Genomic DNA, 11,639 nt, shown 5'->3' with positions numbered 1-11,639 from the left:
ATTCCTGGACCGAATATCAGTCGGTGCCGCCTGCCGCTGCGATCGCGATGATCAAGGCGATGCCACCAATGATGGCCAGAGCGGGGATTTCCGGGCCGGCGGTCGACACGAACGGATCCTGAGTGTTTTCCTGCGCGGCCACCGGAGCGGCTGCTACAGCTGCGATCGCTGCGGCGGCAGCAATGATCGAAAGCTTTTTCATGTTATTCTCCAAAACTGTGCAAGCTTGGACGCAGCGCGCCCGACAGTTACCAACCTACACACAAACCGTTTCGCGTTCAAATGACAATTACGAGCCAATCGCCAAATCCTTGCTGCGCTTGCGTAAATGCGCGTCAAATCCGCAACAGCCGCTGCCTAACCTAGCTTCCCAAGGGTAAGCATCGACTGGGGCGGCGCCCCAACCGTCGGGAATATTGCCCATAAGTCATGTAGTTACTTGCTGAAAGCCCGGTTTCTCCGATTCCCCCACACTGACGGCATACGTCTCGGCGATGATTCGCCAAAACAATGTGCACCTGTCGCTGTTGCGGGTTGAAATCGGGCCGCGTCCCCATTTTTGTGGGCAGTGCGGCAAGACTTCAATCCGGCCGGCGGATTCACCGGACACTGGGAATCTCATCAGGATTGCGGCACACGCAGCCCTTCGATTTGGCCAGGATCGAGTTCCGAACCGCCGGACATTCTCAATTGCAGCAGGTCATCCTTTTTTCGTACTTCTTGGATTTGGCTGTAGACTTGGGCAATCTTGGTGTCGATGACCGCCTCGTCTTTGTAGCTCTCGACTTCGAACCGGTAGATCCCAATCGGAAGGGTGGCGCCCGTCTCATCCGTGCCGGCCCACAACACCTCTTCCTGGCCTGGACTGAGGGAGAACCGCTGAACGACGTTGCCGCTCGAATCCCGCACGACCAGGGCGGCATCGTCAGCCTCTTCGGCGTAGTCGGGGCGGACAGTAATCGGGGTGCCGCTGAACAACGTCGGTCCGCGGACAAGTCCCTCCATTCCGATCCATCCGCTCAATTCTTGCAGAGCATTCCCGCTGAGAGTCGCGCTGACCTCGCGGAGCAGATCATTGGTGAGAACCTGCTGCTCTACCGATGAAAAGGTCGCCAATTGCGTTGCGTAGTCCGTGGAATCAACCGGGTTGAGCGGATCCTGATTCTGAAGTTGCACGGTCAGCATCTTCAGAAATGTGTCAAAGTCGGAACTCACAGCCTGCTTGGTTTCCGTGACGACTGGATCGCTGGCGGCAGTGGTGGTTTTGCTGCTGTAGAGCGGCGGTGTAGAGGTGACTTCCGTCATGTCGGCTCCTAAAATCTGAGGTCCAGCCCATCGGTTGCGCCAGCGGCAACCGGGGCCCGAGTTGTGTGTTGGTCTTCTGTGGCCACGATAGCGCCGTCTCTGTCCGTCGGCGGATGCCCGTCACGTTGTCCCCTGTCGCCTTCAGAAAAGGTAAAGGACGCCCCATCGTAGCCGGCATCGGCAAGGTCACGGGCAAGTTGGTCGATGTGGCGTCGCAATAGATCCAGTGTCTCTGGACGGTCAGCGGAAACATGCACGGTCATACCTGTATCCGAGGGCAAGAGTTGCATGCGGACCTGCCCCAGTTCTTCGGGTGAAAGACGAATTTCAACACTTCCCTCCGATAGCCGCGCCATGCCTTCGGCCACCTGTCGCACAGTTGCCGTAGCGTCAGCGCGATGTGTGTAAGATGCCGCTGGCATCACCTGCGCGCCGGATGGTCGGACGTCCGCAACAGCCCCGGTCCGCGGCACCTCTACCGAAAGCGAGTCCTCGGATACGTCAGCCAACATCGGGGATGTCACACGAGCCACTCCCGGACTGGCTTCGCTTTTGCCCACCACGGCGACTGGACCGGAGTAGTAAGCGGTCCGATCTGTCGAAGTCGTTCCTGACGCACGATCGACGACAACCCCATCGGCGGCCGTCGATTTGTCAGACCGAAAATGGCGATCCTCGCTCCGCCTTGTCAGATGTTGATGGGCTGCAATCGGAGTTTTCTCCATTTCGACCGGATCGGGCGTGAACATCGGCCCGGATTTTCCAAACGATTCCATGACCGGTTTTTCGCGATTCGCGTACGGTGCTGAGGGCATTGGGGGGTCAGCGATTTCCTTTGACCGGGGAATGTTGGCAAGCCCGATTGTGGTCCGGTTCAGCTCTGGAACAGATGGCCCTTTGGAATCCGAAGTCGGAGCAACCCCAGTCACCCGGATGGAGGTATCTGCTCGCTCCACGTCCCTTTCGAGCTGATCATGGGGAACAGCGGGCCGGGAATCTCGGACACTCGTCACTTCTGGCGCGGGGCGACCGTGATCCAGCGACTGGCCCGCAGGCAGAAGTTGCAGTTCCCCTTTCCGGTCCGCAGCCGGGACAGAACCAACGGTCAAAGGCTTCACGGTATCGGCGGACGCAATGATTTCTGCTGTTTCCGGGGTCGCGCCCAATGGCCTCGACGCGCCCAAAGCGACGGGCACGTCCGTCGGCGTTTGCTGATTTGTGACGCCACTCACGGAGACGGTCGGTGCGGACAGTTTCGTCCGCCAAGTGGAATCCGGCCCGGGACCTTTCCCCGTCGCCGGGGTAGACCAGTCCTGCGGAGGGGCAGATACCTTTTGCGCTGCGGCCTTCGGCGCGACGTTCCTGGAAAACTGTCGCGGAAACTGGTCGGCGGCAGACAGTCCTAGCTGAAAAACCGGCAACTCCCGCTGTCCGGCGTCCCTGAGAGCCTGTCCTGCAATCGGCCTGACATCCTTGCCAATTTCCGTTGTCGCCTTGGAAATCAATGCTGCGTCAGAGGGTTCTACTTGTTTTGCAAGATCGGTGCCCATTCTTGAGTAACGTCCTGCGCCTGACGCCTGCACCTCCACCAAATGAGTGGACAGCTCATCAGTCAAAACGGCCCCTTTTGCCACCGGATCGACACGGCCATTGGATTCAAGGCCCGCGAGAACAGCCGAGGTGGACCGTGATTTCGCGCGAGATTTGGTCAATGACGCCGCGACAAGGTCTTGGTCCTCAAGCGGAGCGGCACCCTTGCTGCCGGATGTCGCCATGATTTGCTGAGAATGATCCTTCGGTTCTACAGTAGCGATTGCACCACGGTCACCCAAGGCAGGGACCGGGGCAGCATGTGGCAATACTGTTGTGTCCGTCGGTGTATCACCGTCTCTGTTGGTTGCTGGGACCCTGTTGCCACCAATTGCGGGTGGAACAGCGGGCACACGTTTCAAAGCCACGGTGAGGCTGGCGTCCGAAACAGGTGCATTTTCAGCCTTCTTCCGCGAAACCAGTGCAACAGTTGTCGCTACAAATCCGTCATGGTCGCGCTGTTCCTGTCCTGAAGCATGCCGGTGCTGAACCGTGCCATCCTCATCGGTCCAGCCCAGATCGTCAGCTCCATTCAACCCTGAAGCCAACGGAATCTCACCGTCGTCCGTTTCCGCCCTCTGGGTTACAGGGGGATCTACGTCCACCTCATCCGGCAACGCACCGTCGGTTTCGGGCAACAAGACCCCATCGGGCTCTTCGCCTTCATCTGTCTCTGCGATTGGCCCCGGGTCGAGGCGCCAACTCGGCTGTTCATCCCCCACGTCGGCAAAAACGCTTGCGAAATCGATTGTCGCTTCTTCGCCTGTCTGTGTGTTCGGGCTCCGTGACGCGGGGGTCAGGCCCAACAGGCTGGTCAGTTGGCTCAGCATGGATGCTCCGGGAATTCTTCCACGTCGCCACACTAGGGCGATCCTCCTTACCACTTCTTTACCGCGATCAGGCCTAATCGAACGGAGCGAGTCGAATTGGAGACAAAGCAGATGGAAATTTCCCTGACACAACCGGGGCCGTTGCCGCCACAGGATCGCGCCTTGCGTGATGCCGCCCGCGAACTGGAAGCAAACTTTCTGGCAGAAATGCTCAAGGCTGCCAAGGTGGGCGAAACGCCCGAAGGCTTTGGCGGAGGCGAAGGAGAAAACCAGTTCGCGTCCTTCATGCGCCTGGAACAGGCCCGGCAGATGACCGAAGGCGGTGGAATCGGCCTTGCAGAGTCGCTCTTTCATGCCCTCAAGGAGAGAATCAATGACTGATCAACCCATTGCCGAACGCCTGAAATCACTGCTCGAATCAGAGCGTGCCGCGCTTCTGGAGGGCAATTTCGACCGGCTGTCCGACCTGATGGAAGAAAAGCAGGCCCTTGCAGAGGCCCTGGCACATCGCCCGCTGGCCACCGGGGATGTATCCCCCCTCCGGGAAGGATTGCGCCGAAATCAGGAACTTTTCGACCACGCAATGGCCGGGATTCGCAATGTTGCCACACGCATTGGCGATCTGAACCGCGCGCGTCGCGCAACCGACACCTACGACGCGCACGGCAAACGTCAAACCATCGACGCGCCAGCAACTAAGCGGCTCGAACGCAGAGCCTGAGAATTTGTGAAAAATACACCGGATAGAGAAAGAGAGGATTAGGGCTCCGTTAGGATTGAAAGGCCAAGTTGGCGACGCACCACAATCGGTGGCGCAGACCAGCAAAGAGCTCGGGCTGCATTCGTCAGAAAGACGTCAGAGATGCCGTACGCGGCAAATGCAACCGGCGCAAAAGCGCCTTTTGAAAGCAAGGACAATCTATGTCTAGCATCCTGACGAACAACGGCGCCATGGTGGCGCTCCAGACTCTCAAGTCGATCAACTCCAGCCTCGGTGACACACAAAAGGAAATCTCGACTGGCAAGAGCGTGGCCAGCGCCAAGGACAACTCTGCCGTCTGGGCGATCTCGAAGGTCATGGAAGCCGACGTAAAAGGCTTCAAGGGGATCTCGGACAGCCTCAATCTGGGCCAGTCGACCGTTTCTGTTGCCCGCCAGGCTGCAGAAACCGTGACCGAATTGTTGACCGACGTGAAAGGCAAGATTGTCGCCGCCCAGGAAGAGAACGTCGACCGGGGCAAGATCCAGACCGATATCGATGCGCTGCGCGATCAAATCTCCGCAGTGGTGGGCGCGGCTCAGTTCAATGGCCTCAACCTGTTGTCGAACACGGAAACCGCAGCTGGATCGGGCAGCATCAACATCCTTGCCTCACTTGATCGATCAGGCAGTGGAGTGACGGCCTCTGACATCACTGTCGGCAAGCAGGATCTCGGCACCTCTGCGGGTTCGATCGACGTTGCGTCGGCGGCGGCCGTTGCTGCGGCCTCGGATGCCGCCTCTGGCGCGGCCAACACGGCTGCTGTGGCGCTGACTGGCGCGTCTGCCCCCGCGGCCCAACCGACCACTCTTGCGGTCATCGGCCAAACCGCAGGTGCGGGAACAGCAGCCGTCGCAGCTGGTACCGGCTTTTCGATCGAAATTACCGCTGGTGCCGGTGGTCTCGCGACCTTGAACACAACCGCAACGGCTGGCGCGCAAGAGATCACCTATGTCGCCCGCGACGGCGATACCGAGGCGGACGTGACCAAAGGTCTTGCAGACGCGTTCAACAAATATGTCTCGGACAACTCGGCCATCACCGATGGACTGGGCATCGCGGCTGCCGTGAACGGAACCAGTGCCAACCAGCTGGACTTTACTGGTGCTAGCAACACCGGCGATAACTTCTCTGTCCAGGTGCGCACCTATGCAGTGGCCGACACCACAATCGGCGGCCGTCTTGAGACGCTCTCAAACGTCGATGTGACCACACAGGCCGGTGTCGACAGCGCCCTGACAGAAATCGAGGGCCTGATTCAGACGGCCATCGACTCGGCAGCTGCCTTCGGTTCGGCCCAGGGCCGGATCGAGACCCAGGCCGACTTTGTGACCAGCCTGAACGACGCCCTGAAATCGGGTATCGGCACATTGGTCGACGCCGATATGGAAGAAGCTTCGGCCCGTCTGCAGGCACTGCAAGTCCAGCAACAGCTGGGTGTTCAGGCACTGTCCATCGCTAACCAGGCACCTCAGTCACTGCTGTCGCTGTTCCGCTAATGCAACCAACCGGGGGCCGGTTGACCGGCCCCCGGATTTCAACTCCATACTCTCATAACCAGAAGGTTCTGACGTGAACGCACAGACACTTGCGCACCGGGCCTATGCCCAGAATGCCCGCTCGACCCAGACCCCGCGCGGCACCGAATATGAACTGATCGCCCGGGTGACACATCGGATCAAGGCTGCCGCCGAAGCGGGTCCACGATCCTACCCGAAACTGGTCGAAGCGCTTTCCGACAATCAACGCCTTTGGACTGCATTGGCGGTGGATGTGGCTGACAGTGACAATGCCTTGCCAGCCGAATTGCGGGCCCGAATCTTCTATCTCGCAGAATTTGTGCAGCACCAAACCTCACAGGTGCTGACCAAAAAGGCGCGTGTCAGACCGCTGCTGGAAATCAACGCCGCGATCCTGAAGGGATTGAGCGGCAGGAGCATACAGAAATGAGTGGATTAGTCCTGAAACTCGGTCCGCGCGAACGCGTGCTGATCAATGGGGCCGTGATCGAAAACGGCGACCGCCGCAGCCGCCTGTCGATCGTGACCCCCAATGCCAATGTCCTGCGTCTGCGCGACGCGATCCACCCCGGAGAGGCAAAGACACCGGTTCGGAGGCTATGCTATCACGCACAACTCATCCTGACCGGAGATGCCAGCGCCGAAGAGGCGCGGGCACAGTTGCTGCCCCGTATCGAGGAGTTGAGCCAGATCCTGGTCGATGCCGACAGCCGACGTTTGCTGACCCAGGCAACCGAGGCCCTGCTTGGAGAACAGTTCTATCAGTGTCTCAAGGCTCTGCGCGCCTTGATTCCACGTGAAGACAGGCTTTTGGCTGCTGGGCCAGCGCCGCAATAACGGGAGATCGTGATGGCCATCACTCCGATGATACCGGGCACTGGCCTGGTCGGTTGGCAGGTTTTGCAGTCAACGCTGAACACCCAGCGCACGTCTTTCAATGCCAGTGCAGAGATTGCCCGGGATACCGAGTATTTTGCCGAGAAAATCGGCACTATCTCATCCGGCGCGGAATTGGTTGACGATCGGCGTTTGTTGAGTGTGGCGCTGTCTGCCTTTGGTCTGTCTGACCAGGTGGATAGCACCTATCTGATCAACCGCGTTCTTGAAGAAGGGACTGAAGACAACACGGCCCTTGCCAACAAGCTGAACGACGGGCGCTATGTGGCGTTGGCCAATGCATTCGACTTTTCCGAAACCATCGATTTTCCCTTTCAGGACGACGGGTTTGCCGATGACATCACTGCAGCCTACGATGTCAAGGTGCGTGACGACCTTGCCGCGCTTTTGACACAACCGGAATATGTGAACGATCCGGACGCAGCTGCGGCATTGGAAGAACAGACTCTGTTGGTACTGGAATCGACCAAAGCCTATTTGGAAGAAAACATTGGTTCGATCACATCGGTTGATGACTTCCTTGCAGATACCGATCTATTGAAGGTCGCATTGGGGGCCTTTGGTGCCGAAAAATGGATCAATTCTCCCAAGCTCCTGAAGCAGGCATTGCAGGATGGCGGCGATGGACCCGGCGCGCTCGCAAATGTGTTGGGCGAAAAGGGTCTGGCCCAAATGTCTCAGGCGTTTGGATTTGATACGGAACCGACGACGGCCCTACAGGCCGGAAATTTCGCCAATGACATCATCGACAACCATCAATGGCAGCTTTTCGAAGAGGCCGTCAGCGGAGTTGACGCGGCAATCGGAACCGCACTCAGTTTTCAACGCGCGGCACCCGGACTTGCCGGATTGTCATCTTCTGACAACACCAAGTGGTTCAACGTGCTGGGCGATACGATGATGCGCAGCGTCTTTGAAACTGCACTGGGCTTGCCCGATGGTTTCAGCCAAATCGACCTCGACAAACAGTTGGAAACACTGACCGACAAAGCGCAAAGCCGTTTCGGCATTTCGGAATTCGCCGATCTTGAGGATCCCGCAATCCTGAACAAGGTAATCCACAGTTACCTACTACAATCACAGGTGGCACAGTCGTCGGGCACTGGATCGAACCAGATCGCACTGACGCTGTTGTCCTCAATCAACATACAGCGCGCCTGATCCTGCGGTAGCGGACCGCCTACCGGGCCCGAGCGACAGGTCGCCCCTGTTGCGGGCGGCGCGGCGGAGCAACTGTGCTACGTCGCAGGATAAGCTCCAACTTTTGAAACGCCCCTGCCGCCCCATTCAGCGATTTTTCGGCCAGGAATCCGTCCAGATCCGGCCAAACCTTCATTGCCTGATCCAATATCGGATCCTCTCCTTCGCGATACAGACCCGCGCGCACCATTGTTTCGGACCGCGCATAGGCCCCCAATAGGCTGCGCACCTTTTGAATCAATTCGTTTTCATGGTCATTTGCCGCTTCTGGCAGGCTGCGGGACACGGAGCGCAGCAGATCGATTGCCGGAAACCGCCCTCTTTCGGCAATCTGCCGGTCCAGAACAACATGCCCGTCCAGAACCCCGCGCAGAATATCTGCGACGGGTTCATCCATGTCTGAGCCGGCGACAAGAACACTGAATACGGCGGTTATGTCGCCTGATCCTTGCAATCCGGGTCCTGCCCGTTCCGCCAGACGCATGATCTGATGTGCCACCGATGGCGGGTGGCCGCGCAGGGCGGGCAATTCGCCAGAGGCGATGGCCACTTCGCGGTGCGCTTCGGCGAAACGGGTAATGGAATCCGCAAGATAGAGCACATGTTTGCCCTGATCGCGGAAATGCTCTGCAATCGTCATCGCCGCCAGCGGGCAGCGGCGGCGCTCCAATGGCGAGCGGTCGGACGTGGCCGCAACAACCACGCTTCGGGCCATGCCCTCGGGGCCCAGAACTGTAGTCACGAAATCCAACACTTCGCGTCCACGTTCACCAACCAGCGCCAGAACGACCACGTCGGCGTCCATCCCTTGTGCAAGTTGCGCAAGCAGCCGTGATTTCCCGACACCGGACCCGGCAAACAGGCCAACCCGCTGTCCCTGAACAATCGGCAGAAGCGTATCGAAAACCGCCAGTCCAGTGCCCAGTCGCGCACCCAGTCGGCGCCGCGCGGCAGCGGGTGGCGGACTGGCCCGAAACGGGCGACGTCGTTCACCCGGTCCAAGTGGCGCCCCGTCAAGCGGCCGCCCGTAGGCATCGACAACCCGCCCGATCCAACTGTCGCACGGGGCCAGCGTCGGCGGACCAAGCACCGCAACCCGATCCCCCTTGGAAACCCCATCAGGCACCTCATCCGGCAGCATCGCGACCAGGTCATCGCGAATACGCAACACCTCACCACCAAGAACGTTGCTGCCATGCATCAGGCGCAGCCTGTCGCCGATGCAGGCATGTTCCGCCAGACCCCGCACCCAGATGATGGTGCCGTCCACCGATTGCACGCGCCCAACGGCGCGCACCGGCTGCATCTGCGAAATCCGTGCCCTAAGGCCATTGATGTCTTCGTCCATCGTTCGCTCCGTTCATTCCTCGCAAACCATATCTAAAGGAATCAGCGTTAAGCCTTGATTTAAGCAATCGAGGGAGAAGCCCCGATGTTCCAGAATTTGGACGTCTTCAGAACGGCGATGGCCATGGCGCGGCATGCGGGCATGCAGCAGGCTTTCAGCAGCCAGAATATCGCAAATGCGGATACACCCGGTTACCGGGCCCGCGAATTGCCGGAATTTGGCGAAACCTTGCGCGACTCTATGATGGGTCAGCGGGCGTCGCGCGACCGGCACCTCAACGGCAGCAACGGCCGTTCGGTCGATATCTCCGAACGCCGCGATGCGCTGGATCCCAACGGCAACACTGTCTCACTTGAACAAGAGATGGTCACAGCCGTGGACGCCAAGCGTCAGCATGACCGCGCTTTGGCCATTTACCGCAGCAACCTCAGTATCCTGCGCGCCAGTCTTGGCCGTTGATAAAGGAATAATCCGATGAGTGATTTTTCAAACGCGTTGAAAGTGACCACAACGGGCCTGCAGGCACAGGCCGCGCGCCTGCGTCTTTTGTCCGAGAACATCGCCAACGTCGATACACCCGGCTATCGCCGCAAAACCATGCCGTTCGAAGCCGTGCCCACCGCCGCAGATGTGACCGGAGTCAAGGCGGGTGATGTCACGCTGGATCGCACGGATCTGGAGGTTGTTCACGATCCTGCGCATCCGCTTGCCGATGAGACCGGCACCTACCTTGGGTCCAATGTCGACCTGATCATCGAGATTGCCGATGCCCGCGAAGCGCAGCGATCGTATGAGGCCAATCTCAAGATGTTTGACCAGACGCGCCAGATGTCGACCAGCCTGATGGACCTGTTGCGTCGTTAACCCCCTGATATTCATAGTGATAGGAGACCAGAATGGACGTCCGTTCCCTATTTGCCGCGCAGAAATATGCGGCCTCTCGCCCCGCCATGCAGCCCGAACCCGAACAGGCCGTGCCGCTGGAAAAGGACTTTACCCGCATCACGGAGGAGTTCGTTGATCAGCTGCGACAAGCCGAGGAGACAGCCAAAACCGCGATGACCAGCGACGCCGACCCGCACGCCCTGGTCGAGGCGCTGGCCCAATCCGAACTGGCCGTCGAAACCGTGGTCGCGGTGCGCGACAAGGTTGTCGAGGCCTATCAGGAAATCCTCAGGATGCCGGTCTGACGCCATGCTGACAGAGGTCGTCTTCTTCGACACGTTGCGCATGGGGTTGTGGATCGCCACCGTGACCTCCGTGCCGATCCTGTCCGCCGCGCTGGTCATGGGGGTCGGCGTCGGCCTGTTTCAGGCGCTCACCTCCATCCAGGAGATGACGCTGACGTTTGTGCCCAAGTTGCTTGCCATTGTCGCCGTCTTCTGGATGTCGATGAGCTTTATGACACGCACGCTCGTGGATTTTTTCCAGGGGCAGATCATTCCCCTTATCACCGGAGGCTGACATGGAAACTGCCGGCTACGCCGCCCTTTCTCGGCAATCGAGCCTGATGCGTGAAATGCAGGTGATCGCCAACAACATCGCCAACGCCAATACCACCGGCTACCGGCAAGAGGGCATGATCTTTTCCGAATTCGTTGCCGAAGGCGACGGGATGGCCGCCGTGGCCATGGCCGCCGGGCGCATCGGCTCCACCTCGCTTCGGCAAGGCACCTTGGAACAGACCGGCGGTCTGTATGACCTCGCAATTGAGGGAGACGGGTTCTTTCTGGTGGAAACCGGCGATGGACAACGCCTGACCCGCGCCGGTGCCTTTTCGCCCAGCGCCGAAGGAACGCTGGTCACCCCGGACGGTCACCCGGTTCTTGACGAAAGCGGCGCGCCGATCTTTGTGCCGCCGCAGGCGGTTGGCCTCGCGATCGCCCGCGATGGCACTATCAGCACAGAGGGTCGTCCAATCGGACGGGTCGGGGTTGTGCAACCGCTGGAACCGCAGGGCATGATCCGCGAAGGCGGTCAGATGTTCCGCAGCGATGCCGGTTTCGAACCCGTCGAGGATCCCCGCGTCATGCAGGGCTTTGTCGAGGCATCAAACGTCGATCCGATCCTGCAAGTGGCCCGAATGGTCGAGGTGCAACGCGCCTATGAGCTGGGTCAGAGTTTCATGGAGCGAGAGGATGAACGCATCCGCAGCGCTCTGAAAGCCTTCATCAAATAGGAGCCGTCAC

15 protein-coding genes are annotated in these 11,639 nt (G+C 59.3%); 11 read left to right on the top strand and 4 right to left on the bottom strand.

Translation table 11 applies throughout. The annotated features are described in order from the left end of the window. Positions 1–16: 16 nt before the first annotated feature. The 3 genes from CHB90_RS03680 to CHB90_RS03670 all read right to left on the bottom strand — a co-directional run bounded on the left by CHB90_RS03680 (position 17) and on the right by CHB90_RS03670 (position 3,725). A complete protein-coding gene (locus tag CHB90_RS03680) occupies positions 17–202 on the bottom strand; it encodes a hypothetical protein (RefSeq protein ID WP_089276500.1) in 186 nt (61 codons plus the stop codon). 419 nt (positions 203–621) lie between these two features. Next, on the bottom strand, positions 622–1,305 hold the full coding sequence (locus CHB90_RS03675; RefSeq protein WP_089276499.1) for a flagellar hook capping FlgD N-terminal domain-containing protein: 684 nt from the start codon (positions 1,303–1,305) through the stop codon (positions 622–624). 8 nt (positions 1,306–1,313) lie between these two features. Then, positions 1,314–3,725: a flagellar hook-length control protein FliK gene (locus tag CHB90_RS03670; protein ID WP_089276498.1), complete on the bottom strand. Its 2,412-nt coding sequence runs from the start codon at positions 3,723–3,725 to the stop codon at positions 1,314–1,316. A 111-nt stretch (positions 3,726–3,836) separates the two neighbouring features. Between CHB90_RS03670 and CHB90_RS03665 the strand changes: the two genes are divergently transcribed. The 6 genes from CHB90_RS03665 to CHB90_RS03640 all read left to right on the top strand — a co-directional run bounded on the left by CHB90_RS03665 (position 3,837) and on the right by CHB90_RS03640 (position 8,063). Then, positions 3,837–4,106 carry a rod-binding protein gene (locus CHB90_RS03665; RefSeq protein WP_089276497.1) on the top strand — a complete coding sequence of 90 codons (270 nt, stop codon included), beginning with the start codon at positions 3,837–3,839 and terminating at the stop codon, positions 4,104–4,106. After that, positions 4,099–4,446 carry a hypothetical protein gene (locus tag CHB90_RS03660; protein WP_089276496.1) on the top strand — a complete coding sequence of 116 codons (348 nt, stop codon included), beginning with the start codon at positions 4,099–4,101 and terminating at the stop codon, positions 4,444–4,446. Before CHB90_RS03665 ends, CHB90_RS03660 begins: the two co-directional genes overlap by 8 nt. Before the next feature lie 200 nt (positions 4,447–4,646). After that, positions 4,647–5,984: a flagellin gene (locus CHB90_RS03655; protein WP_089276495.1), complete on the top strand. Its 1,338-nt coding sequence runs from the start codon at positions 4,647–4,649 to the stop codon at positions 5,982–5,984. A gap of 73 nt (positions 5,985–6,057) precedes the next feature. Further along, a complete protein-coding gene (gene flaF / locus CHB90_RS03650) occupies positions 6,058–6,435 on the top strand; it encodes a flagellar biosynthesis regulator FlaF (protein ID WP_089276494.1) in 378 nt (125 codons plus the stop codon). Further along, positions 6,432–6,842 (top strand): flagellar biosynthesis repressor FlbT, encoded by a 411-nt coding sequence (gene flbT, locus CHB90_RS03645; RefSeq protein ID WP_089276493.1) that lies wholly within the window; start codon positions 6,432–6,434, stop codon positions 6,840–6,842. The genes flaF and flbT overlap by 4 nt, the downstream gene beginning before the upstream one ends. Before the next feature lie 12 nt (positions 6,843–6,854). Then, positions 6,855–8,063, top strand: a complete 1,209-nt coding sequence (locus tag CHB90_RS03640; RefSeq protein ID WP_245823151.1) for a DUF1217 domain-containing protein — start codon at positions 6,855–6,857, stop codon at positions 8,061–8,063. Positions 8,064–8,082: 19 nt separating this feature from the next. Here the strand turns inward: CHB90_RS03640 and CHB90_RS03635 are convergent, their stop codons facing one another. Next, complete coding sequence (locus CHB90_RS03635; protein ID WP_089276492.1) at positions 8,083–9,450, bottom strand: FliI/YscN family ATPase; 1,368 nt, start codon at positions 9,448–9,450, stop codon at positions 8,083–8,085. Between the two features lie 84 nt (positions 9,451–9,534). Between CHB90_RS03635 and CHB90_RS03630 the strand changes: the two genes are divergently transcribed. Genes CHB90_RS03630 through CHB90_RS03610 form a run of 5 tightly spaced genes read left to right on the top strand, consistent with a single transcriptional unit; the run spans position 9,535 to position 11,629 of the window. After that, positions 9,535–9,909, top strand: coding sequence for a FlgB family protein (locus tag CHB90_RS03630; protein WP_089276491.1), 375 nt, complete (start codon positions 9,535–9,537; stop codon positions 9,907–9,909). Between the two features lie 15 nt (positions 9,910–9,924). After that, complete coding sequence (gene flgC / locus CHB90_RS03625; RefSeq protein WP_089276490.1) at positions 9,925–10,314, top strand: flagellar basal body rod protein FlgC; 390 nt, start codon at positions 9,925–9,927, stop codon at positions 10,312–10,314. A 32-nt stretch (positions 10,315–10,346) separates the two neighbouring features. Then, positions 10,347–10,640, top strand: coding sequence for a flagellar hook-basal body complex protein FliE (gene fliE, locus CHB90_RS03620; RefSeq protein WP_089276489.1), 294 nt, complete (start codon positions 10,347–10,349; stop codon positions 10,638–10,640). A gap of 4 nt (positions 10,641–10,644) precedes the next feature. Continuing rightward, entirely contained in the window at positions 10,645–10,914 is a 270-nt protein-coding gene (locus CHB90_RS03615; RefSeq protein ID WP_089276488.1) for a flagellar biosynthetic protein FliQ, read from the top strand. A 1-nt stretch (position 10,915) separates the two neighbouring features. Beyond that, positions 10,916–11,629 (top strand): flagellar hook-basal body complex protein, encoded by a 714-nt coding sequence (locus tag CHB90_RS03610; protein ID WP_089276487.1) that lies wholly within the window; start codon positions 10,916–10,918, stop codon positions 11,627–11,629. The last annotated feature ends 10 nt before the right edge of the window (positions 11,630–11,639 follow it).

Source organism: Antarctobacter heliothermus (assembly GCF_900188425.1).
GTDB classification, from domain to species: domain Bacteria; phylum Pseudomonadota; class Alphaproteobacteria; order Rhodobacterales; family Rhodobacteraceae; genus Antarctobacter; species Antarctobacter heliothermus.
Note: the sequence above shows the minus strand (reverse complement) of the source record. Positions and strands in the feature narration are given on the sequence as shown.